Raw genomic sequence first — 22,882 nt, 5'->3', positions numbered from 1 at the left:
GCTTTTTTTGATTGAGTATGAAGATAAAATTTTCTTAAAAATGTAAGAAATTACTCTTGTTTAATAAAAAAAATCCGTTTGAGAATTTCAAACGGATTGTCTATTATTTTTTTATAAAAGAAACGATCTTATTAATCAAGGTTTCAGAAATTGGCAGATTTTCATTTTTATAACTTTCCATATTGGCTTGTTTGTCGCCTTCAATGGTTTTCATAATATGATTCATTTTATCGATAATGACCAATTCAGAGTTTTTGCTGGCTTTCGAAAGATTCTCGGCATCTTTAACATCAACCTGTAAATCGTTATTTCCTTGGATGATTAAAACTGGAATCGTCAATTTCTTAATCTCAATTTGTGGATCATACTTAAACCATGAAATCAAATAAGGCTGAATACTTGGTCTGAAAAGTGAATTCAGCATCGGGTCAACTTTTTTAACCTGATTACCGCTTTTTAGACTGTCAATAATCGGAAAAGTCATGTCTTCTATCTGTTTATTGGATTTAGAAGAAATTTGATTTTTCAAAAGTTTATCTGCTGATTCTCCTGCGCCGGCAATCGAAATAAATTTAGCTGCTTTTGCGCTGGCAATCATTCCAATTAAAGAACCTTCACTATGACCTATAATGATTAGCTGAGTAAAACGTTTGTCTTGTTTTAAAAAGTTAATCCAGCTTTTTGCATCTTCCGTATAATTTTCAAAAACCAAACTTGATTCTGCTGTAGCTGCCGGTTTGCTTTCACCAATTCCTCTTTTATCGTATCGTAATGATGCAATTCCGTTTTGGGCCAGCGCTTCTGCCAGCATTTTCAGCGAATTGTTTTTCATCATCGGATTATTTCCGTTTCGGTCTGTTGGTCCAGATCCTGCAATTAGTAAAGCCACGGGGCATTTTTTTACATTATCTGGAACCGTCAGCGTACCAAAAAGCTGATCAACATTGATTTTTAAAGTAACATTAGTTTCTTTAAAAGTATCTTGTTTTGCATTTTGAGCATCAACACTGGTCAAAAACAAAACACTCAAAAACAGCAGTATCTTTTTCATTTTTAGCGGAATTATTTAATATCTATTCCAAAAGGCATCATAGCCTGAACTCCTTTTTGTCTTTGAAATCTTTTTACCTGTTCAATCAGCATGTAATTTTCTTCGCCTATTTCTTCTTTAATAAAAGCTTCTTTTGTGCGTGAAAATGGCATATTGGCTAATAAGTCTCCAACCGTTTTTTCATATTCAGGATAATTCTGAGTACCGTAATCTTTAATTTTAGCAATTCTGGCAGCTTCTGCAATCGCATCATTTAAGCCGCCAATTTTATCTACTAAACCAATTTTTAAAGCTTCAGATCCTGACCAAACTCTTCCCTGAGCAATTGCATCAACTTGTGCGAAAGTCATTTTACGGCCTTCAGCAACGTGAGTTACAAAAGTATTGTAAACTTGTTCAATACTTTCAAGTGTAAATGCTTTGAATTTTTCGTCAACAGGAACAAACGGACTATAATTAGCCGAGTTTTCGTGTGTTTTTACTTGTTCGCTGTTGATTCCTAATTTATTAGCCAACGGAGTGAAATTTGGCAATACTCCAAAAACTCCTATAGAACCTGTAATAGTGTTGCTTTCAGCGAAAATTTTATTAGCGTTGCAAGCAATATAATATCCACCTGAAGCTGCGTAATTCCCCATAGAAACCACGACTGGCTTTACTTTTTTGGTAATTTCGATTTCTCTCCAGATTAAGTCAGAAGTTAAAGCACTTCCGCCTGGGCTGTCAATTCTTAAAACAATGGCTTTTACATCTTCATTTTTTCTAGCTTCTTGTAGAGAACGACGCATTGAACCTTCACCAATCATATTAACATCACCTTCGCCGCCTGCAATTTCGCCTTGAGCGTAAATAATCGCAATTTGATCGTCAGCGATATTGGTTAAAGCTGTAGTCATGTTATTTTGGGTGTAATCTAAAATAGATATTTTGTTGTAATCGTCGTCGCCTTTTACTTTTAGTGCTTTTTTAATTGCATCATGATAAACGTCTTCATACGCTACAATATCCACTAAATGCTGGTTTTTTGCCATTTGTGGCGTTCTTGCCAATAAACCGTTCGCGATTTCATTTAGTTTGTCAACCGGAATATTTCTGCTTTTTGAAATATCACCGCAAACTGTTGACCAAATAGAGTTTAAAAGCGCCGTAACTTGTTCTCTATTGGCATCGCTCATCTTATTTTCTAAAAAGGGTTCAACAGCGCTTTTGTATTTTCCGTGACGAATTACTTCCATGTGAATACCTGATTTTTCTTGAAAATCTTTGAAAAACATTATTTCAGATGAAAGTCCTTTAAAGTCTAAATCTCCCGCCGGATTCAAATAAATAGTATTGGCAACAGAGTTTAAATAATATTCTTTTTGTGAAAAAGTATTAGCATAAGCCCAAACAAATTTTCCTGATTTTTTGAAGCTTTCCAAAGCATTTCTTAAATCTTTGTATTGAGCAAGACCTAAAGAAGATTGATCGTTTAAAATTGAGATTCCTTTAATATTGTCGTCCGTTTTTGCTGCTTCAATAGCATTGATAACATCGCTTAAACCAACTCCTTTTTTATCTGAAAAAACAGTAACCCATGGATCTTTGTATTTTCCTGCATAATCATTGTTAATACGGCTAAGGTCTAATTCGATTACCGAATCGCTTTTAACCGAAACTTTATCATCTCCTCCAAAAATAGCTCCGATTAGAATTACTCCAAAAAAGAAAATCATTATAAATACAAAAATACCAACAACTGTGGCAATTACATTTCCTAAAAATTTCATAAGTATATTTTTTTTAATATGTAGCGCGAATGGCTGATATGTTACAAATTTCGCACATTATTTTATTTACGTCTTTATGTCGTTTCACAAATATATTGGTTAATTCTAAAATAGTTTTAGTTAATTTGCATTTATTATGAAAACACAGCATCAGGTCGTTTTATCTATAGGCAGCAATCAGGGAAACAGGTTAGAAAATATCGAAAGTTGTATCGATTTGATACATCAGGAAGTAGGAACTGTGATTCGGGTTTCAAAGCTTTATGAAACGCCTGCTTGGGGTTTTGAAAGTGATGCTTTTTACAATTGTGCTTTATTACTTCACACTTCTTCATCGGCACACAAAATATTAAATCAGGTTTTAAAAGTCGAAAAACAATTAGGCAGAATCCGTTCAAATCAAGAAGGATATCAAAGCCGTACTATCGATATTGATTTGATTGTTTTTGATGATGAAATTATCGATTCTGAAAAATTACAGATTCCGCATCCTTTAATGCAGAACCGAAATTTTGTATTACTTCCGATACAAGATTTAAAATTAGACTGGAAACATCCCATTCTTCATAAAACTATTTCGGAGCTAATTGCTATTTCTCCTGACAACAGCGTTTGTACTGTTGTACAAGACTTAAGATGTCCGTTAAACGAAATTCAGCTTGATAAGTTTAATTATATTGCTTTTGAGGGAAATATTGGCGCAGGAAAAACGACTTTGGTTCATAAAATTGCAGCTGATTTTAATGCAAAAACCGTTTTGGAACGTTTCGCTGATAATCCGTTTTTACCCAAGTTTTACAAAGATCAAAACCGATATGCTTTTCCGTTAGAAATGTCTTTTTTAGCCGATCGTTATCAGCAATTATCAGATGATTTGGCACAATTTGATTTGTTTAAGGATTTTATTGTGGCTGATTATCATATTTTTAAATCATTGATTTTTGCTAAAATTACGCTTCAAGAAGATGAATATCGTTTGTACCGAAACTTATTTGATATCATTTACAAAGAAATGCCAAAACCAGATCTTTATGTTTACTTGTATCAGAATACTGAAAGGCTGCTTCAAAATATAAAAAAACGAGGCAGAAACTACGAACAGAATATCGAAGGAGAATATCTGGATAAAATCAACAATGGTTATCTGGAATACATAAAGTCCCAAACCGATTTGAATGTTTTAATTATAGATGTTTCCGATCGTGATTTTGTAAAGAAACAAGAAGATTACGTCTTTATTTTAAACGAAATTAAGAAGAAGCTGGGTTGATAATTTGATAATTAGAAAATGGGTCAATAAGATAATTTTATGTGGTTTTGTTAAAATTATCTCATTGCCTAATTATCAAATTGCCACATTCTCAAAACTATCTTTTGAGTGAAAAATGCCCTCTTAATATTGGTTTCGAATCGTCTATTTTTAAAGCATACCAATAATCAGAAGCCGGAAGCGGTATTTTTTCGAAAGTTCCGTCCCAGCTCATTTTTGATGAGTTTAACTGAGTGATTAGTTTACCGTAACGGTCAAAAATAGTTACTTCTGCCTGAGGATAATTTTCCATTCCAGTTACTTCCCATAAATCATTATACGAATCGTTGTTTGGCGTGAAAAATGGAGGAAAAACAAGTATTACAAAGTTTTGGGTAACACCACCACATCCGCTTTTTTCTCTTACATAAGCAGTTTGGAGTCCACCAGGAACATCATAAAAAATATTAGAATCCTGAAAGTTTACGCCATCAACAGAGTATTCAAAATAATTGCTTTCTTTTTTAAGATAAATAATCGCTCTTGTGCCATTTACGTCGATTCGGTCAATTTTTGGCGTTTCTCGTTCCTCAACAACAATGGTCTTTCGGCTGGTGCAGTTTTCAGGAGAAGGACTTGTAACATCAACCGTATACGTTCCGCCTTTAGTGACCACAATAGTTTGTGTGGTTTCGCCATTTGACCATAAATAATTCATTCCAAGAACTCCAGCGTTAAGCGTTACAGATTGTGATTGGCATAAAACAACATTTTCATCTGTAACCACCGGTGGAGTGTAAATGATTATATCTACCGCAGTACGATTTGTATTAGTACAGCCTGCATTCGAAGCTTCAGCATAATAAGTGGTATTTGCTGAAAGATTTGGAGTTGTGAAACTTGTTCCGGTAAAAACACTCGTTCCACCAACCGCAGATGTAAACCAATTAATACTTCCAATATTTGAACTGGCTGTAATTGTTACAGATCCCGGACCGCAGTTGGTATAAGTAGTTTGGTCTGCAACTGGATTTGTTGGAGTTGCAATTACTGTAGCTGTAACCGATTTTCTGTTGGACACGCAGCCAGCATCTACATAATAAGTTGTAGTTGAATTTATGATTGGAGTAGTATAGCTGTTTCCCGTTCCTAATAGATTTCCTCCAACAGCGGCATCATACCAGCTGATGGTTGCGCCGGCAGTTGCAGTTGCATTAAAGGTAAACGTTCCAGAATCACAAACAGGACTTGGATTTGCTGCTGGTGTTACAACTGGAATTGTAATTTTTGTACTCGCCGCAATTTCAAGGGGAGATTCACCGGGCATTCCGCCATATTCCACAACATAACCTTTTGGCTGATAAGCATCTCCGGGTGTTAAAGAACCTGTGTTGGAAAGATCGTTCCAAGAACCTCTAATTCCAATTCCCGGCTGTGTAATATGTGCATAATCTTCATCGCCTTGATTATTAGGTTCTCCTGTATTCCAGAAAGTGTAACTCATTACAGTTCCTACTTCAGGACCTGTAACCCATTTCCAAACACCTTCAGTTTCTGCATCGCTTCCGCCAATCCATCCAGTTCCAGAAGCTTGTTCACCAATTAATTGTGCTTCATCCTGAGATAAAATAGTAGCCAGATAACCTTTTAATCCATAATAAGTGCTTGTTTCAGCCGCCGCTTTTGCACTTGTCCATGTAATACCAACATTTGGAACAAATAAATAATAATGCTGTGTTGAAGGTAAATAATTCGCATTACCAATTGTTATTGAAAAGGTTCTGGTTCCAGAAGCTGAAGCCGAAGAATTCATAAAAACGACATCTTTTACGGCGGCAACTAAATCAGAATATAAAACATTGATACCTGTTGGGCTTGTAATGCTTAATTTTCCCGCTGTTGCATCCCAGTTTGTAGTTACATTAGGATGTGCTGCTACATTAGAAAGTGAAAGTAAATCTAACCCACTGGAATAACCAGATGAGATTTGAATATAAACACCTTTAATTCCTGTTTCTGCAGGGTCATGCGTAATACTAAAATCAGTTACAATTTTTATGGTATTTTGTGGACAATATAATTGATCTCCAGTTGCTTTAACAATAGGAGCAGTTGTTGCAGAAAATTTACTGCGGTCATTTGAATATTTTGAGATCTTGTCTTGGTTGGTTGTCGAATTTGCAAAATGCTGATTAACAACAGAGGTATCTTGTGCAAATCCAGCAAAAGGAGATAGTAATAAAAATAATCGTAATGATTTTAGGAAATAGATATTTTTCATTTTATAAAAATATTAATTTTATAATAATAAAAAAATATATTTGAATTTATGTCAAATAAAGTTTTAAATTAATGTAAAAACTACATTTTTAAAGCAGAAAAAGTTTTTAATTGTTAGGCCAGTTTAATTTCTGAAATAAATCCCAAACCACAATTCCTGCGCTCACAGAAATGTTCAAGGAGTGTTTTGTTCCAAGTTGCGGAATTTCGATACAACCATCGCAGATCGCAACAGCTTCTTGAGCAACACCATATACCTCGTTGCCAAAAACCAAAGCATATTTTTGATTTTTCTCCACTTTAAAATCTTGCAAGAAAATGGCACTTTCTACTTGTTCAATAGCAAGTGTCAAGATGTTTTCTTTTTTAAGATTTTCGATTACTTCCAGCACATTTTCATGATGTTCCCAAGCAACAGTTTCGGTTGCTCCAAGTGCAGTTTTGTGAATTTCTTTATTTGGGGGAGTAGCAGTAATACCGCAGAGGATTATTTTTTCGATTAAAAAAGCATCGGCTGTTCTAAACACAGATCCAATATTATGAAGGCTTCGAATGTCATCCAAAACTAATATTAAAGGGGTTTTGTCTGATTTTTTAAAGTCTTCTATAGATTTTCTATCTAGTTCGCTGTTTTCAAGTTTTCTCATTGGTGTAATTTCTGGTCATAAAAAAAGCTTCCAAAGATAAGGAAGCTTTTTGATTATTTACTTGTTTTTTCAGATTAGCTTTTTACTGGATCTGGTAAAACTGTACCTTTAATTGTAAGTACTTTTGTTGGTTGTCCTTCAGCGTTAGAAGTTACAGTAACTGTTTTTGTAAATGCACCAACTCTATCAGTAGCATATTTTACACCAATAACACCTTTAGCTCCTGGAGCGATTGGCTCTTTTGGAGTAGTAGGAACAGTACATCCGCAAGATCCCTGAGTGTTTGTAATAATTAATGGTTTTGTACCATTGTTAACAAAAACGAATTCACGTTTACCGTCAGCATTGTGAGCAACAGTTCCGTAATCGATAGTTTCAGTTTCGAAAAGCATTCCTGCTCCTTCAACTTTAGCAACTTTAGCTGCTTTAGCTTTTTTAGTTGTTTGTGCGTTAGAAGCTGTAATACCAGCTACAGCTAACATAGCGAATAAGATTATTTTTTTCATCTTTATAGGGTCTTTTTTAAATGATAAACAAAGCTATATAAAATTCTCAAATCAGAACCTAAAAATATCTTAAAATATTTTAATTTTTGTAGTCCTTCGATATTCTTTCAAAATATCATAAATTCGCTGTCTTAATTTTTTCATTTAAAATATATCAATTTGGCAGCTAAAGAAAAAGTGGCGAAAGAAACGCCCTTAATGAAACAGTACAACGAAATCAAGAGAAAATATCCTGATGCATGTCTGCTTTTCAGAGTAGGGGATTTTTATGAAACCTTTGGTGAAGATGCTATCAGATCTTCTAAAATTCTAGGTATTACATTAACCAAAAGAGGAGCAGGATCTGATACAGAAACAGCTCTTGCTGGTTTTCCGCACCATTCTATCAATACCTATCTGCCTAAATTGGTTAAAGCCGGACTTCGTGTAGCAATCTGCGATCAGCTTGAAGATCCAAAAATGACCAAAACTATCGTAAAAAGAGGTGTAACAGAACTGGTAACTCCAGGAGTTTCTTTAAACGATGAGGTTTTACAATCCAAGTCAAACAACTTTTTGGCATCAGTTTCTTTTGCTAATAAAAATGTAGGAATTGCTTTTCTGGATGTTTCTACAGGAGAATTTTTAACAGCACAAGGAAATGCCGAATATATAGATAAGTTATTACAGAATTTTAGTCCGAGCGAGGTTCTGGTTCCTAAAAACTGTAAAAATGAATTCAAGGATGCTTTTGGAGAAGATTTTCACAGTTTCTTCTTGGAAGATTGGATTTATAAAGAAGACTACGCTTTAGAAACGCTTACCAAACATTTCCAGACCAACTCCTTAAAAGGATTTGGAGTTGAAGAATTGAAAGAAGGAATTGTTGCTGCCGGAGCAATTTTGTATTATTTGTCAGAAACACAGCATAATAGAATACAGCATATTACCTCAATTCAAAGAATTGCAGAAGATGCTTATGTATGGATGGATCGTTTTACCATTCGTAACTTAGAACTGTATCACAGCTACAATCCAAATGCGGTAACACTTTTAGACGTAATCGACAGAACGCTTTCGCCAATGGGAGGTCGCTTGTTAAAACGCTGGCTGGCGCTTCCTTTAAAAGATAAAAATAAAATCAAAGGACGCCATGATGTTGTGTTATATTTAAAAGGAAATCCTGAAATTCTGCAGGACATTCAATATCAAATAAAACAGATTTCAGATTTAGAGCGTTTGATTTCTAAAATCGCAGCGGGAAAAGTTTCTCCGCGTGAAATTGTGTATTTAAAAGAATCGCTCGATGCTATTATTCCAATCAAAACACTTGCGCTGCAAAGTCCGCAGGAAGCAGTAAAAGTAATTGGAGATAGTCTGCATTCTTGTGATTTGTTAAGAGAAAAAATTCAAACTACTTTAAATCAAGATGCGCCGGTTGCCATTGCAAAAGGAAATGCGATTGCAAAAGGAGTTAATGAAGAATTAGATGAACTTCGTGCTATCTCTACTTCGGGAAAAGAATTTTTGGAAGGAATTGAAAAAAGAGAATCTGAGCGTACTGGGATTTCATCTTTAAAAATATCATTTAATAATGTTTTCGGATATTATATTGAGGTAAGAAATACGCATAAAGATAAAGTTCCGGAAGAATGGATTCGTAAGCAGACTTTAGTAAACGCAGAACGTTATATCACCGAAGAATTAAAGGAATACGAAACTAAAATTTTAGGTGCCGAAGAAAAAATCTATAAAATAGAAACCGAACTTTTCGAGCAGTTAGTAGCTTGGATTGCAACTTATATTAAGCCGGTTCAAATGAATGCCTTTTTGGTAGCGCAATTGGATTGCTTATGTTCGTTTACACAGCTTGCAAATGAAAATCAATATGTGTGTCCTGAAATCGATGAAACTTTTGAGTTGCAGATTAAAAACGGAAGACACCCTGTAATCGAAAAACAATTACCAGTTGGAACTCCATATATAGCGAATGATGTTTTCTTAGATCGAGAAACACAGCAGATTATCATGATTACAGGACCTAACATGTCGGGTAAGTCTGCTATTTTAAGACAGACAGCTTTAATTGTTTTATTGGCTCAAATGGGAAGTTTTGTTCCTGCTGACAGCGTAAGAATGGGAGTGGTAGATAAAATTTTTACAAGAGTAGGAGCATCGGATAATATTTCGATGGGTGAATCTACTTTTATGGTGGAGATGAACGAAACAGCTTCGATTTTGAATAATATTTCAGACCGAAGTTTAGTCCTTTTAGATGAAATTGGAAGAGGAACGAGTACGTATGATGGAATCTCGATTGCTTGGGCAATTGCTGAATTTTTACACGAACATCCGTCAAAAGCAAAAACGTTGTTTGCGACACATTACCATGAGTTAAATGAGATGACCGAATCGCTGCCGAGAATCCAGAATTACAATGTAGCAGTCAAAGAATTAAAAGACACTGTTCTTTTTATTAGAAAACTGGAAAAAGGAGGAAGCGCACACAGTTTTGGAATTCACGTGGCAAAAATGGCCGGAATGCCGCAGTTGGTTATTTCGAAAGCTCAGAAACTTTTAAAGAAATTAGAAAAGAATCATTCTAGTGATGCTTTGAATGGAATAAAATCGGCTAATGATGAAATGCAGATGAGTTTCTTTAATTTAGATGATCCATTATTGGAAGAGATAAAAGAAGAAATTCTTGGTCTCGATATTAATGCAATTACTCCGGTTGAAGCATTGATGAAGCTGAATGAAATCAAAAGAATGTTAGTGAAGAAATAAGCTGTAAAAATTTTCAAGTTTAAAGATTAGGTTGTCAGAATGTTATAAAAATATGTGGATTTTTTTTAGAAAAACACTTGTTTAATTGAATAAATGTCCTAAATTTGCACTCGCAATACGAAACAAATCAAGTGTTGCAGGTTCTTAAATAAAATTTGAAATGCGAAAATAGCTCAGTTGGTAGAGCGCGACCTTGCCAAGGTCGAGGTCGCGGGTTCGAGCCCCGTTTTTCGCTCAAAACCATATAATGCTCGGATGGTGTTTTCTTTAATTAATTTTTTTTAAAAATTAGCTAAAAAAAAACATTTAAAAGCTTAATGCTCGGATGGTGAAATTGGTAGACACGCTGGACTTAAAATCCAGTGAACAGCAATGTTCGTGCGGGTTCAAGTCCCGCTCTGAGTACTAAAGCCTCTTCTTTTGAAGAGGCTTTTTTTATTCTGTAAACTTGCAGATTATAAATTTACGAAGTAAATTTATTAGGGAATCTAAAAATCAATAATCTAAAAACTAAAATTTCTAAATGGGTGCTTTTGTAATTAGCAGACGATTTAATGATGAATATAAATTTACCTTTACTTCGCGAAGAGGTAAAGTGATTTTTACAAGTTTGAGTTATGAGTTGAGGTTTGAGTGTGAAGAGGATATTGAGAAATTTAAAGCGAATATTGAACTTGCTAAATTTTTAAAATTTAAAGGCTCTGGAGGAAAGTATTTTTTTAAATTGATGCTTGGAGATGTTCATTTTGCAACAAGTCGAAAATACAGTACAGAATTGCTTTTGCAAAAAGGAATAAAAGAAATTGTAACCTATGCTTCTAGGTCTGAAATTTTGGATTTTTCTTCGAATGAATTGATTTTTGAAGATGAGGAAGTTTTGGAGGAGGAAGAGGTTGAGGATTGATTTTGGTGAGAAATAATATAAAAAAAGCGTTCGCAATTGCGAACGCTTTTTTTTGTTGTTTTGTGCTTGATAGCCAAATGCTGAGATTTGGGCAAAAAAAAACCATCGATTTCGATGGTTTTAAAATTTTTAGAACTTAGGTTCTAATTATTTTTTTACTTCTTTAGCAGCATCTTCTACTTTTGCAGCAGCAGAGTCAACTTTTGCAGCAGCAGAATCAACAGTTGCAGCAGCAGAATCAACTACAGTAGCAGCAGAATCAACAGCAACAGCAGTAGAATCTACAGTTTCAGTAGCTGCAGCGTCAGCTTTTTTACAAGATACAACAGTTAAAACAGCAACAACAGCTAAACTTAAAAATACTTTTTTCATCTTACTTTATTATAAAAGGTTAATTATTAATTCGTGGCAAAGATATAAATTTTTTAATATGTAAAATATTTTTTCACTTTTTTTTTAAAATATTTTCCTTACTCACGATTATCTTAGTTATCAAAAAATATGCCAAAATAATAAAAATATATTAAATTGTTTAATGTTTTGCATAAATTATTTTTCGTTGCATAATTGATATTAAAAATACCAATTTTAATTCTTAGACTTGCGGTATATTTTGTTTTTTAAGAGTATTATATCTTCTTACAAAGTTCTAAAATTCGAATTATAAATCTCTTTTTAGAAAAATAAAGCGGGAAGAATCTGGTTTTTAGATCATATGGTCTATGAAACTATTTCCATTATTGTATTGGTTGCTCCTTTATGGTTTTGAATAAATAAACTGCAGATTTCTCTTTTTTCCTTTAAAAAGCTTTTATCATTAAGAAGACGATCTAAAATCTCTTTTAGTTCTTCTGCGTTCGATATTGGAATGCAGCCGCCAAGAGCAGTTAAAGAAACTGCTTCTGCAAAATTCGAATAATTAGGCCCAATTACTATTGGTATTCCGAAGGTAGCAGGTTCTAAAATGTTGTGTATTCCAGGATTTCCAAAACCTCCTCCAACATAAGCAATGGTTCCGTAGCTGTAAATTTTGGTCAATAATCCAATCGTGTCAATTATAAAAACCTGATATGAGGCTAGATCTTTGTTTTCTTTCTCAGAAAATAAAACGACAGATTTAGTGATTTGCGATTTAAGCTCTGCTATCTGATCTGGTTTGATGTTGTGCGGTGCAATAATGAATTTTACATGATCTGGTGCCTGATTAATATATTCCGCAATTAACCCTTCATCTTTTGGCCATGAACTTCCAATCACTATTGTGGTTTGATTATTCTTGAAATTTGCAATGAAATCAAGTTTATTGTCTCTTTCTAAAATAGCATTTACGCGATCAAAACGAGTGTCGCCTGAAACGATTACATTTTTAAAACCTATTGCCTCAATTTTTTGTTTTGAGCTTTCATTTTGTACAAAAAAATAAGTGAACGCATTGAGTGCTTTTCTGTAAAAACCGCCGTACCATTTAAAAAACATTTGACTATCTCTGAAAATCCCAGAAATTAAATAAGTTGGAGTTGTATGGTTTTCAAGTTCTTTTAAGTAATTCAGCCAAAATTCATATTTAATAAAAAATGCTTTTTCTGGATGAACGAGTTTGATGAATTTTTTTGCATTGCTTTTGGTGTCCAATGGAAGATAAACGGTCACATCTGCTACTGTATTATTTTTACGCACTTCGTATCCAGACGGCGAAAAAAAAGTAACCACAATTTTATGGGAAGGATATTTTTCTTTGATTTTTTCTATAACAGGAAGTCCTTGTTCGTATTCGCCAAGTGAAGCCGAATGAAACCAAATAGTCTTGTCTTCTGGTTTTATTTTTTCTTGCAATATGTTAAAAACATTTTTTCGGCCTTCCACAAAAAGGGTAATTTTCGGACTAAATAATGCAATGATTTTTAAGAAAAATCCTGCTATATAAATAACTAAATTGTATAAAAAAAGCATGTAGTAATTTTTGCAGCTAAATTACATTTCTTTCGACTATTTTCATTGGTGTGAAGCTATTAATAACTATTTTTGTTCCTCCTTTTAGAGATTTTGGTTTAAAAACAGGGTCTTTAATTTTTTAAATACACTCAAAAATGAAAAAAATTCAAATGGTTGACTTAAAAAGTCAATACGAAAAAATAAAATCTACTGTAGATGCTTCAATTCAAGAAGTTTTAGATAACAATACTTACATTAACGGACCTTTGGTTCATCAGTTTCAGAAAAATCTTGAAGATTATTTAGGAGCAAAACACGTGATTCCATGCGCAAACGGTACCGACGCTTTGCAGATTGCCATGATGGGACTTGGTCTTCAGCCAGGAGACGAAGTAATCACTGCCGATTTTACTTTTGCAGCAACTGTTGAGGTTATTGCTTTATTGCAATTAACTCCAGTTTTAGTTGATGTTGATTTAGTAAATATGAATATCGATATTGATGCTGTTAAAAAAGCAATTACTCCAAAAACTAAAGCAATCGTACCAGTTCATTTATTTGGACGTGCTGCGAATATGGATGCGATTATGGAAATTGCAGCAGAACATAATTTATATGTAATTGAAGATAACGCGCAAGCAGTTGGTGCAGATTATATTTCTAAATCAGGTTCAAAAGCTAAAGTGGGAACAATTGGCCACGTTGCGGCGACTTCTTTCTTTCCTTCTAAAAATTTAGGATGCTACGGAGACGGAGGAGCGATTTTTACCAATGATGATAAATTGGCACATATAATCCGCGGAATTGTAAATCACGGAATGTATGAGCGTTACCATCACGATGTTGTGGGAGTTAATTCACGTTTAGATAGTATTCAGGCAGGGGTTTTAAATGCAAAATTGCCTTTGCTGGATGAATATAATAAAGCACGTCGTTTGGCCGCAACAAAATACAATGCAGCTTTTGCTGGAAATAAACATATTATTACGCCAGATTTCGATACAAATGAAAATGATCATGTTTTTCATCAATATGTGTTACGAATCATTGATGCAGACAGAAATGCTTTGATGCAGCATTTGTTGGATAAAGGAATTCCATGTGCAATTTATTATCCAATTCCGCTTCACTCTCAAAAAGCATATTTAGATCCTCGCTATAAAGAAGAGCAGTTTCCGGTAACCAATCAATTAGTTCAGGAAGTTATTGCATTGCCAATGCATACAGAACTTGATGATGAACAGATTAAATTTATTACAGACAGTGTTATCGAATTTTTGAAATAAAAATTATATATCAGCCAAAAAATAAACCACAAAACAACCAAATAATGAAAGTACTAGTAACAGGAGGATTAGGATTTATAGGATCTCATACTGTAGTAGAATTGCAAAATGAAGGCTTCGAAGTAGTAGTAGTTGATGATCTCTCTAACTCTTCCGAAGATGTTTTAAAAGGAATTGAGAAAATTACAGGAAAACAGCCTGTTTTTGAAAAAATCGATTTAAGAGAAAAGAAAGACGTTCAGAATTTCTTTAAAAAACACGAAGATGTTACTGGTGTTATTCACTTTGCGGCCTCAAAAGCTGTTGGTGAAAGTGTTGAAAATCCATTATTGTATTACGAAAATAATATCAGCAGTTTAGTATATCTTTTACAAGGATTACAGCAAAAAACTGAAGCTAGTTTTATTTTTAGTTCGTCTTGCACAGTTTACGGTCAAGCCGAAAAAATGCCAATTACAGAAGATGCGCCAGTTCAGGCTGCCATGTCGCCTTATGGAAACACAAAGCAAATAGGCGAGGAAATTATAAATGATACGGCAAAAGTTACCAATATAAGCGCAATTTTACTGCGTTATTTTAACCCAGTTGGAGCACATCCTTCTGCAGAAATTGGAGAATTACCATTAGGAGTTCCTCAAAATCTGGTTCCTTTTATTACACAAACGGGAGTAGGACTGCGTCAGGAATTATCGGTTTTTGGAAATGATTATCCAACACCAGACGGAACTGCTGTTCGTGATTATATTCACGTTGTCGATTTAGCAAAAGCACACGTAATTGCTTTGCAGCGTTTATTGAATAAAAAGAATTTAGCAAAAGTAGAAACTTTCAATTTAGGAACAGGAAAAGGAAGTTCTGTACTAGAAGTAATTCATAGTTTTGAAAAAGTCAGCGGTAAAAAACTGCCGTATAAGATGATGCCACGCCGTGAAGGTGATATTACTGAAGCGTACGCAAATACAGATAAGGCAAATAATGTCTTAGGATGGAAAGCAGAATTAAGCTTAGACGAAGCAATGGCAAGTGCTTGGAAATGGGAACAAAAAGTGAGGAATAAATAGTTTTTTTAATAAAATTATAAATTTTAAAGTCCCAGATTATAGCAATATAGTTTGGGATTTTTTTTTAATGACATTTAGTTTTTATGAAACAAAATTTAGATTACAAATTGATTTTTGCCCTTGCAGCAGTTGGAATTATCTGGGGCACAACATTTTTAGGAATTAGAGTGGCGGTAGAAACGATTCCGCCTTGGTTTGTAACTTCCATCCGTCAAGGACTTGCGGGATTAATCATGATGATTATCTTGCTGTTTAAAAAAGAATTGAAATGGATTGGCTGGGAAAATTTAAAACATCAGCTCGTTCCTTCTATTTTGATGATCGTGGTGGCTAATGGTTTTACAACTGTTGCTGAACAAACTGTACCAAGCGGATTGGCTTCGGTAATTAGTGCAATGTCTCCGATACTTATTTTTCTGGGCAGTATTTTATTTAAATTGCAAAAGCCAAGTTTAAAAGGACTTGTTGGAGTTATAATAGGATTTTCGGGAGTCGTTTTTATATTCAAAGACGGATTGGGATCATTTTTAGATGCCGATTACAGAATAGGAATGATGTTTATGGGGTTTGCAATTACTGCTTGGGCGGCCGGAACAATTTATACCAAAATCCATGGGAATAAGTCTAAGAATATAGTGCTTAATTTATTTTATCAGTTTACAATGGCTTCCTGCATCCAGATCGTTTTAGCGTTTATTTTTTCGCCTACTATCGATGTGAGCTTATGGAGCGCTACAAGTATTTTCGCAGCATTGTATTTGTCAATTTTTGGATCTGTAATTGCTTTTTTCAGTTATAATTATGCATTGAAACACGTAACGCCGGTTCAGGTTTCTATTTTAGCATATATTAATACTATAATTGCGGTATTTTTTGGATGGCTGATTTTGGATGAAAAGATCACCATTGATTTTATAATTGCAACAATCCTTATTATTTTAGGAGTTTTTATTATTAACTACAAAAAGAAGGAAAAGCTTCCAGAAATTGAAAACAAGTAATAAAAAACAAAATCCTCATCACTGATTAAAGTTGATGAGGATTTTTATTTTTATGCCTTCCTGCAAGGTTTTCAAAACCTTGTAGGTCTGTCTTTTATATCTTAGATGCCTACAAGGTTTTGGAAACCTTGCAGGAGTTGCAGTTGAATACTAAAAATTAAGCATTCGCAGTAACCGCTTCTTTATCGATTTTATTAATCAATCCAGTTAATACTTTTCCTGGGCCAACTTCAGTAAATAAAGTTGCACCGTCAGCGATCATTTGCTGAACAGACTGAGTCCATTTTACAGGAGCAGTCAATTGGATGATTAAGTTCTTTTTAATTTCGTTTGCATCAGAAACTGCATTTGCAGTAACATTTTGGTACACTGGACAAATTGGAGTAGAGAATGTAGTTGATTCGATTGCAGCGGCTAATTCTTCTCTTGCCGGCTCCATCATTGGCGAGTGAAAAGCACCTCCAACAGGTAAAATTAAAGCACGTTTTGCTCCAGCCGCTTTCATTGCCTCACAAGCTTTTTCAACAGCAGTAGTTTCACCAGAGATGACCAATTGACCTGGGCAGTTATAGTTTGCTGCGACCACAACACCATCAATAGAAGCACAAACTTCTTCTACAACATTATCAGCTAAACCTAAAACAGCAGCCATTGTAGATGGAGTGATTTCGCAGGCTTTTTGCATAGCCAAAGCACGCTGAGAAACCAATTTAAGTCCGTCTTCAAAAGATAAAGTTCCGTTTGCTACTAAAGCAGAGAATTCTCCTAAAGAGTGTCCTGCAACCATTTCCGGTTTGAAATCTTCTAAAGTTTTAGCTAAAATAACCGAGTGTAAAAATACAGCTGGCTGCGTTACTTTAGTTTCTTTTAGTTCTTCGGCAGTGCCTTCAAACATGATATCTGTAATTCTGAAACCTAATATTTCATTAGCTTTTTCGAATAATTCTTTGGCTAAAGCCGAATTTTCATAAAGGTCTTTACCCATTCCTGTGAACTGTGCGCCTTGACCCGGAAATACGTATGCTTTCATTTGTCTAATTTAATTTTTACTTTTTTTAAAATTGAAAATTAGTTTCAATTGGAAGGCAAAAGTACTATTTTTTTAGCTCGTATAACCCTTAAACATATAAATCCATGCTAATCTTGAAAATCTAAGATTAAAAGGAGTAAGTAAAGTAATCACAACAGCAATAATAGGAAGGATTCTTAAATCGAAGTTGGTTTCGAAAAAATACTGTGCAATACAATACGTTGCAATTCCTTGAGCTACTGTTAATCCGTAGTTTACATACATGGCTCCAAAGAAATAACCAGGTTCTTTTTGAAATTTATAATGACAATGACTGCAGTATTCATTCATTTTTGGAAAACTGAAATTCAGAAAAATATTTTTGTCTGTAAAAACTTTTCCTTTATGACAAATCGGACATTCATTTCTTAAAATATGAGTTAATGCACTTGACATGATAGTATTGATTTTTGTTTATACAAAGGTAATTCAGAGGTTTGTAAAAGTCTTTTTTATATCTTCGCTTATTATAGCACAATAAAGACATTTTTTGGTAAATTTTCAAAATCTAATTCCAAATTTCAAATCGAGCAATAGTATTCTGTAATCAGAAAACAATAAATATTTTTTTATGAAAAGGTATCCAATTTATAGTGTTCAGAATTTTAGCTGTAACGATATTCACCGCGATTTTTATGTAAATACTTTTACAGAACATTTAAAAAGCCACAGTTTTGTCGAAGAGCCGCACCGACACGATTCCTATTTAATGGTTTTTTTTACCAAAGGCTCAGGATTGCATGAAGTCGATTTCGATCAATTCGGAATCAAAAGAGGAAGTCTTTTTGTGCTGCAGCCTGGACAAATGCACCATTGGAATTTATCTGAAGATATTGAAGGTTTTGTGATTATCTTTTCTCAGGAATTGTACAATCTGTATTTCGGACAAAAAAAGATCAACGATTATAATTTTTACCATTCGATTCATAATAGGCCGGAAATGGTTTTTGAAGAGAATGAAATCCCAAAAATCCTTCCTTATTTTGATTTATTGATTCAGGAAAACAGTCAAAACAACAAATATCAATTGGATAAATTATTGAATCTTTTGGACTGCATTCATATTGAAGTAGCTCGAAAATACAGCGAAACGTATTCACATCAAACGCATTCCTATAATATCAAAATCAATACATTCGAATCGCTTTTGGAAGAATATTTCAGGACCGAAAAACTGCCTTCATTTTATGCAGAAAAACTAAATATCACACTGAAACATTTAAACAGAATCTGCAACGAAATCCTCCAAAAAACAGCAACAGAAGTAATTATAGATCGCGTTATTCTCGAAATCAAAAGAATGTTGATTGATAAGCAATTAGCTGTAAACGAAGTGGCTTTTAAAGTGGGTTATGAAGATTACTCATACTTCTCCAGATTCTTTAAAAAACAGACTGGAATGTCACCAACAGAATTTAGAAATACTGTTAGATAGCCACGAATTCACGAATTATTTTATTAATCTTTGGCTATTATTTTGGTTTCACGCAGATTTTACAGATTTATGCAGATTAAAATAAAATCTGTGCTTATCTGCTTAAATCAATTTAAATCTGCGTGAAATAAAATAATTCATGAATTACTTCGTCTATTCGCTATCGCTCGGGTTGTGGCGAAAAAAAAGCCCTGCATTTATATGCAGAGCTTTTAACCAACCAATTAAATCTAATCTTAAACCAAAAGATTAAGCTTGTTTTACGAATTGTAATTCAATGTTTAATTTTACTTCTTCGCCAACTAAAACACCGCCAGTTTCAAGAGCTGAGTTCCAGTTTAATCCCCAATCTTTACGATTAATTTTTCCTTCTATGCTTAAACCAACTTTAGTATTTCCCCAAGGATCAGTCAAGATTCCGCTGTATTCTACTGGAAAAGTTACTGATTTTGAAACTCCTTTAATGTTTAAATCTCCAGTGATTTCATAGCTTCCTTCGTTGATTTTTTTGAAAGATGTAGCTTTGAAAGTCAATTTTGGATGATTTTCAGCATCAAAAAAGTCACCGCTTCTTAAGTGTCCGTCTCTGTCTGCATTTGCAGTGTCAACAGAAGCGATATCAGCAGAAAATTCGATAGCTGCGTTTTCGAAGTTGTCTCCGTCTGTAGTGATTGTAGCTTCGTAAGTTCCAAATTTTCCTGAAACATTAGTAAACATCATATGTTTTACTTTAAAACCAATTTCTGAGTGAGTTGGGTCAATTGACCATTTTGTAGTTGCCATAATTTTATTTTTAAATAATTAATTTGTTTCATTTTGATAGGACAAAGTTACGGTGACAGTTGTCCTGAAGCACTTAACCTAGATTAAGAAATGCTATATGTAAAAGGCTTTTTTAAACCTATGAAGACTTCTATTAATAATAAAGTTAAACTTTCTTATTTTGTTTTTTATCAATTAAAGGTTAAAAAAGAAACGATAACAATCTGATTTTTAGATTTGTTATCGTTTCAAGGTACATGTGTTATTTGTTTTTTGTTTGAATTAATAATTCATCGGAATGTCCATCAATAAAAATTCGGCATCTGTATTGGCTTTAATATTTAAAGTATCAGTTCCTGAAATTCCAACCGCGTCACGAGAATTTAATTCCTGACCGTTGATGGTTACATTTCCTTTTAAAATGAAAGCGTAAACTCCGTTTCCTTCTTTTTTGATTTTATATTCTGTAGAAATTCCAGCATCAAAATTTCCCATATTGAACCAAGCATCTTGGTGAATCCAAACACCTTCATCATCTGCATTTGGAGATAAAACCTGAGATAATTTATTATGTCTATCAGCAACATTTAAAGTAATCTGCTGATAACGTGGCGTAACGTTTCTTTTGTTTGGAAACAACCAAATCTGTAATAATTTAGTCTGCTGATCAGCATTCGGATTAAACTCGCTATGCTGAATTCCAGTTCCTGCACTCATGACCTGAATGTCACCATTTTTGATTACTTCAGTATTTCCCATGCTGTCTTTGTGAGCCAAATCTCCTTCAAGCGGAATCGTAATAATTTCCATATTATCATGAGGGTGTGTTCCAAAACCCATTCCGGCAGCAATGGTATCATCGTTCAAAACGCGAAGCGCCCCAAACTGAATTCTATCTGGATTGTACCAGCTCGCAAAACTAAAGCTGTGATAAGCGTTTAACCATCCGTGATTTGCATTTCCTCTTGTGTCTGCTTTGTGCAATACTATATTTTCCATGATTTTGTCCTTTTGTTATTTTTATAGTACAAAGATACGGTCATGGTAAAGGAAAAGCACTTAATCTAGGTTAAGTTCTTTAAGGTGCTGAGTTTTTTAGGTTCTAAGGGACTAAGGTTTTAGAAGCAAAGGTGCAGAGAGACAAAGGTTCAAAGGTTGTTTCAAACGTTTTGGAGGGACAAAAGATATTGCAGGGACGGATTTAAATCCATCCTAGGTAAAGGGAATCGCCAATTTTTGTCGAGTTTCTAATGTAGATTGCTTTGCCATTCGTTCTCGCTCTGCGAATGACGATATTGAGCGTAATAAACTATTTTATCTTAATCAATCGTCCTTTTCCAGTTACTATATTTAGGTAATCAGTATCATTCCTATCATGCATATCAAATTCAATAGTATCCTTTTGAATTTGATCTTTTGAAATGGTTATAACCAAATCAGTATTTATGAAGTTATCTAATACTATGGTATTTCCATAAGAAATTTTTCCTTTCGGCATAAACTTGTTGTCAAAAATAAAAACACTATCCTTAAAAGTAATTTTATCTTTTTGGATATATTGATTTTCGTCTTCTATTAAATAATTATAACGTCCATTAAGTTTGTCCGCTTTCTGATTAAAATTAATAGAAATCAGTGCTATTAATAAAGTGAAAAATTTCATGTTATTCTAACTATATTGATTCATAAACTGCTGTACCACGGCATCTGTATTCTCATTACGTTTCTTCTTCTCCAAAACAATCGGCGGAGCAGCTCTTTCTAAACAATCTTGTACCGCGCAGGTTTCGCAAGTTACACCTACAATTCGTTTTACCAAAGGTTTTCCGTCAATGAATTTAAATTTCTTTTTCATTGTCGGATTAATTAAGATTCCAACCGAAATACTTCGGATATAATTCTCAGCAAAAGGATCTTTTGTAGCCGATGAAAAAACCAAATATTCGTTGCCGCTATTCGCATAACTCGAAATCTGTGCATCAAAAAAATGAGGTTTATTTTGTTTGATCGCTTCGTCAATCGTTTTTACCGAAACCCATCTTCTGCAATAATGTTCGTTCGTCTCATTGGCGTGTGGTTCCTGCTGATGCGTAATATGTAATTCCTTGTTGATTTGATAAACATCAGAACCAATTCTGTGCGATAATCTTAGGAAGAAAAGATTTTTCAGCTGAAAATCTTTCGGCAATAAATTGGTCAATCGCTGATAAAAAGATTCAGGCGAAACTTGAAAACTCTCAATCAAAGCCACAAATTCTTCTGGTTTTGGATTTTCGTTTTCCAAAAAAGCATTGATTTTATTGACAACCAATTTTCTTGGCAATAATAAAGCGCCAGCAAAATAAGAAGCATAAAAATTATTCAAGACCTGATCGAAATTTTCAAATTTAATCCAGCTGAAAGTCAGCAGGCGATCTGAAATCTGTAGATAATTGTACGCTATTTCTTTGGCTAAAATAAATGCTTTCTGCGGATCATCTAATTCCGTTGAAAGCAATAAAGTTTTGCTTTTTGGAACATAAATCGAACGTAAATCTCCCAAAGCTTCTTGATCTGTAAATGCAATTTCTTTTATGGTGTATTCGTATTCTTCTTTTAAAATCGCTTCGAGTTCTTCAACGCTGATTTTCGAATCCAGATTAATCTGAAATGATTTCGAAAAAGCGATTACCTTATCTTCTAAATCTTCAAAATAATTGCTGTGTGCTTCCTGATACGAACGCAACGCAGCGAGGAAAAAACTTTCTCGGCTTAAATTATAATGCTGTGCAATTTCAATAATTGTACTGATAAAGGCATTGACTTTTGCCGGAGCATTGGCAATAATATCAATTAAATCCGCTTCTTGAATTCCGAAAAGCTCCAGTGGAATTTCTTTTAAGATACCTGATTTTAAAATTTCACCAATTGGAGCGAGGTTATTATCGAGTTTTAAAGACACCATTTGGTCATACGTGACATCCAAATGTTTGCATAAAAGCAAAATTTTATCTGCTTTGGGATATTTTTTTCCCTTTTCAATTTCGTTTAAATATGATTTTGAAAGATTGGTCAGTTTGGCCAAACCAAAAAGAGACAAGTTTTTTTGCGTGCGAACTTGTTTCATTTTTAACCCAAAAATCAGCTTTATATAATCTTTTTCGATATCCATAATGTCAAATATA

20 protein-coding genes and 2 tRNA genes are annotated in these 22,882 nt (G+C 33.9%); 9 read left to right on the top strand and 13 right to left on the bottom strand.

The genetic code is table 11. The features are described 5' to 3' along the window. Positions 1-103: 103 nt before the first annotated feature. Together J0383_RS07010 and sppA are read right to left on the bottom strand one after the other, a co-directional pair. Entirely contained in the window at positions 104-1,051 is a 948-nt protein-coding gene (locus J0383_RS07010) for an alpha/beta hydrolase (RefSeq protein ID WP_207297703.1), read from the bottom strand. 11 nt (positions 1,052-1,062) lie between these two features. Next, a complete protein-coding gene (sppA, locus tag J0383_RS07005) occupies positions 1,063-2,820 on the bottom strand; it encodes a signal peptide peptidase SppA (RefSeq protein WP_207297702.1) in 1,758 nt (585 codons plus the stop codon). 136 nt (positions 2,821-2,956) lie between these two features. Between sppA and folK the strand changes: the two genes are divergently transcribed. After that, on the top strand, positions 2,957-4,090 hold the full coding sequence (gene folK, locus J0383_RS07000) for a 2-amino-4-hydroxy-6-hydroxymethyldihydropteridine diphosphokinase (RefSeq protein WP_207297701.1): 1,134 nt from the start codon (positions 2,957-2,959) through the stop codon (positions 4,088-4,090). Between the two features lie 97 nt (positions 4,091-4,187). On the opposite strand, the gene J0383_RS06995 is transcribed toward folK, so the two are convergent. The 3 genes from J0383_RS06995 to J0383_RS06985 all read right to left on the bottom strand — a co-directional run bounded on the left by J0383_RS06995 (position 4,188) and on the right by J0383_RS06985 (position 7,502). Continuing rightward, positions 4,188-6,350: an Ig-like domain-containing protein gene (locus J0383_RS06995; RefSeq protein WP_207297700.1), complete on the bottom strand. Its 2,163-nt coding sequence runs from the start codon at positions 6,348-6,350 to the stop codon at positions 4,188-4,190. Positions 6,351-6,456: 106 nt separating this feature from the next. Beyond that, complete coding sequence (locus J0383_RS06990; RefSeq protein WP_207297699.1) at positions 6,457-6,996, bottom strand: RNA methyltransferase; 540 nt, start codon at positions 6,994-6,996, stop codon at positions 6,457-6,459. A 74-nt stretch (positions 6,997-7,070) separates the two neighbouring features. Beyond that, positions 7,071-7,502, bottom strand: a complete 432-nt coding sequence (locus J0383_RS06985) for a DUF1573 domain-containing protein (protein ID WP_194138804.1) — start codon at positions 7,500-7,502, stop codon at positions 7,071-7,073. Between the two features lie 159 nt (positions 7,503-7,661). Here J0383_RS06985 and mutS point away from each other — a divergent pair, with 159 nt between their 5' ends. The 4 genes from mutS to J0383_RS06965 all read left to right on the top strand — a co-directional run bounded on the left by mutS (position 7,662) and on the right by J0383_RS06965 (position 11,172). Further along, a complete protein-coding gene (gene mutS / locus J0383_RS06980; RefSeq protein ID WP_207297698.1) occupies positions 7,662-10,268 on the top strand; it encodes a DNA mismatch repair protein MutS in 2,607 nt (868 codons plus the stop codon). Between the two features lie 162 nt (positions 10,269-10,430). Next, positions 10,431-10,503: transfer RNA gene (locus tag J0383_RS06975), tRNA-Gly, on the top strand. An 84-nt stretch (positions 10,504-10,587) separates the two neighbouring features. Beyond that, positions 10,588-10,673, top strand: a tRNA-Leu gene (locus J0383_RS06970). A gap of 118 nt (positions 10,674-10,791) precedes the next feature. Next, positions 10,792-11,172, top strand: coding sequence for a DUF1508 domain-containing protein (locus J0383_RS06965; RefSeq protein WP_207297697.1), 381 nt, complete (start codon positions 10,792-10,794; stop codon positions 11,170-11,172). 147 nt (positions 11,173-11,319) lie between these two features. Here J0383_RS06965 and J0383_RS06960 read toward each other — a convergent pair whose 3' ends face one another. After that, positions 11,320-11,544, bottom strand: a complete 225-nt coding sequence (locus J0383_RS06960; RefSeq protein WP_012023801.1) for a PG1828 family lipoprotein — start codon at positions 11,542-11,544, stop codon at positions 11,320-11,322. A 348-nt stretch (positions 11,545-11,892) separates the two neighbouring features. Beyond that, positions 11,893-13,122 (bottom strand): 3-deoxy-D-manno-octulosonic acid transferase, encoded by a 1,230-nt coding sequence (locus J0383_RS06955; RefSeq protein ID WP_207297696.1) that lies wholly within the window; start codon positions 13,120-13,122, stop codon positions 11,893-11,895. A 137-nt stretch (positions 13,123-13,259) separates the two neighbouring features. Between J0383_RS06955 and J0383_RS06950 the strand changes: the two genes are divergently transcribed. The 3 genes from J0383_RS06950 (at position 13,260) to J0383_RS06940 (ending at position 16,452) form a co-directional block, all read left to right on the top strand. Further along, a complete protein-coding gene (locus tag J0383_RS06950; protein ID WP_207297695.1) occupies positions 13,260-14,390 on the top strand; it encodes a DegT/DnrJ/EryC1/StrS family aminotransferase in 1,131 nt (376 codons plus the stop codon). Positions 14,391-14,434: 44 nt separating this feature from the next. Further along, positions 14,435-15,451, top strand: coding sequence for a UDP-glucose 4-epimerase GalE (gene galE, locus J0383_RS06945; protein ID WP_207297694.1), 1,017 nt, complete (start codon positions 14,435-14,437; stop codon positions 15,449-15,451). 83 nt (positions 15,452-15,534) lie between these two features. Beyond that, complete coding sequence (locus J0383_RS06940; RefSeq protein WP_207297693.1) at positions 15,535-16,452, top strand: DMT family transporter; 918 nt, start codon at positions 15,535-15,537, stop codon at positions 16,450-16,452. Between the two features lie 157 nt (positions 16,453-16,609). Here the strand turns inward: J0383_RS06940 and fabD are convergent, their stop codons facing one another. Together fabD and J0383_RS06930 are read right to left on the bottom strand one after the other, a co-directional pair. Next, positions 16,610-17,482, bottom strand: a complete 873-nt coding sequence (gene fabD / locus J0383_RS06935; protein WP_207297692.1) for an ACP S-malonyltransferase — start codon at positions 17,480-17,482, stop codon at positions 16,610-16,612. A 72-nt stretch (positions 17,483-17,554) separates the two neighbouring features. Then, positions 17,555-17,917, bottom strand: coding sequence for a DUF983 domain-containing protein (locus tag J0383_RS06930; protein WP_207297691.1), 363 nt, complete (start codon positions 17,915-17,917; stop codon positions 17,555-17,557). Between the two features lie 175 nt (positions 17,918-18,092). Between J0383_RS06930 and J0383_RS06925 the strand changes: the two genes are divergently transcribed. After that, positions 18,093-18,956, top strand: a complete 864-nt coding sequence (locus J0383_RS06925) for a helix-turn-helix domain-containing protein (RefSeq protein WP_207297690.1) — start codon at positions 18,093-18,095, stop codon at positions 18,954-18,956. 249 nt (positions 18,957-19,205) lie between these two features. Here the strand turns inward: J0383_RS06925 and J0383_RS06920 are convergent, their stop codons facing one another. From J0383_RS06920 to J0383_RS06905, 4 genes are all read right to left on the bottom strand, one after another. Continuing rightward, entirely contained in the window at positions 19,206-19,739 is a 534-nt protein-coding gene (locus tag J0383_RS06920; RefSeq protein ID WP_207297689.1) for a YceI family protein, read from the bottom strand. Between the two features lie 261 nt (positions 19,740-20,000). Continuing rightward, entirely contained in the window at positions 20,001-20,717 is a 717-nt protein-coding gene (locus tag J0383_RS06915) for a pirin family protein (protein ID WP_207297688.1), read from the bottom strand. 310 nt (positions 20,718-21,027) lie between these two features. Then, on the bottom strand, positions 21,028-21,381 hold the full coding sequence (locus tag J0383_RS06910) for a hypothetical protein (protein ID WP_207297687.1): 354 nt from the start codon (positions 21,379-21,381) through the stop codon (positions 21,028-21,030). Between the two features lie 6 nt (positions 21,382-21,387). Beyond that, complete coding sequence (locus tag J0383_RS06905) at positions 21,388-22,869, bottom strand: helix-turn-helix domain-containing protein (protein WP_207297686.1); 1,482 nt, start codon at positions 22,867-22,869, stop codon at positions 21,388-21,390. Positions 22,870-22,882: the final 13 nt, after the last annotated feature.

Source organism: Flavobacterium endoglycinae, assembly GCF_017352115.1.
In the GTDB taxonomy this organism is placed as follows: domain Bacteria; phylum Bacteroidota; class Bacteroidia; order Flavobacteriales; family Flavobacteriaceae; genus Flavobacterium; species Flavobacterium endoglycinae.
The sequence above is the reverse complement of the archived record's forward strand: the minus strand, read 5'-3'. Positions and strand labels throughout refer to the sequence as shown.

Bases quoted from the DNA above. Each gene is read 5' to 3' on its own strand.
- folK (WP_207297701.1), top strand. From the start codon at position 2,957: ATGAAAACACAGCATCAGGTCGTTTTATCTATAGGCAGCAATCAGGGA.
- J0383_RS06985 (WP_194138804.1), bottom strand. From the start codon at position 7,502: ATGAAAAAAATAATCTTATTCGCTATGTTAGCTGTAGCTGGTATTACA.
- J0383_RS06960 (WP_012023801.1), bottom strand. From the start codon at position 11,544: ATGAAAAAAGTATTTTTAAGTTTAGCTGTTGTTGCTGTTTTAACTGTT.
- sppA (WP_207297702.1), bottom strand. From the start codon at position 2,820: ATGAAATTTTTAGGAAATGTAATTGCCACAGTTGTTGGTATTTTTGTA.
- J0383_RS06905 (WP_207297686.1), bottom strand. From the start codon at position 22,869: ATGGATATCGAAAAAGATTATATAAAGCTGATTTTTGGGTTAAAAATG.
- J0383_RS06920 (WP_207297689.1), bottom strand. From the start codon at position 19,739: ATGGCAACTACAAAATGGTCAATTGACCCAACTCACTCAGAAATTGGT.
- galE (WP_207297694.1), top strand. From the start codon at position 14,435: ATGAAAGTACTAGTAACAGGAGGATTAGGATTTATAGGATCTCATACT.
- J0383_RS06925 (WP_207297690.1), top strand. From the start codon at position 18,093: ATGAAAAGGTATCCAATTTATAGTGTTCAGAATTTTAGCTGTAACGAT.
- J0383_RS06950 (WP_207297695.1), top strand. From the start codon at position 13,260: ATGAAAAAAATTCAAATGGTTGACTTAAAAAGTCAATACGAAAAAATA.
- J0383_RS06930 (WP_207297691.1), bottom strand. From the start codon at position 17,917: ATGTCAAGTGCATTAACTCATATTTTAAGAAATGAATGTCCGATTTGT.
- fabD (WP_207297692.1), bottom strand. From the start codon at position 17,482: ATGAAAGCATACGTATTTCCGGGTCAAGGCGCACAGTTCACAGGAATG.
- J0383_RS06995 (WP_207297700.1), bottom strand. From the start codon at position 6,350: ATGAAAAATATCTATTTCCTAAAATCATTACGATTATTTTTATTACTA.
- J0383_RS06915 (WP_207297688.1), bottom strand. From the start codon at position 20,717: ATGGAAAATATAGTATTGCACAAAGCAGACACAAGAGGAAATGCAAAT.
- J0383_RS06965 (WP_207297697.1), top strand. From the start codon at position 10,792: ATGGGTGCTTTTGTAATTAGCAGACGATTTAATGATGAATATAAATTT.
- J0383_RS06955 (WP_207297696.1), bottom strand. From the start codon at position 13,122: ATGCTTTTTTTATACAATTTAGTTATTTATATAGCAGGATTTTTCTTA.
- J0383_RS06990 (WP_207297699.1), bottom strand. From the start codon at position 6,996: ATGAGAAAACTTGAAAACAGCGAACTAGATAGAAAATCTATAGAAGAC.
- J0383_RS06940 (WP_207297693.1), top strand. From the start codon at position 15,535: ATGAAACAAAATTTAGATTACAAATTGATTTTTGCCCTTGCAGCAGTT.
- J0383_RS06910 (WP_207297687.1), bottom strand. From the start codon at position 21,381: ATGAAATTTTTCACTTTATTAATAGCACTGATTTCTATTAATTTTAAT.
- J0383_RS07010 (WP_207297703.1), bottom strand. From the start codon at position 1,051: ATGAAAAAGATACTGCTGTTTTTGAGTGTTTTGTTTTTGACCAGTGTT.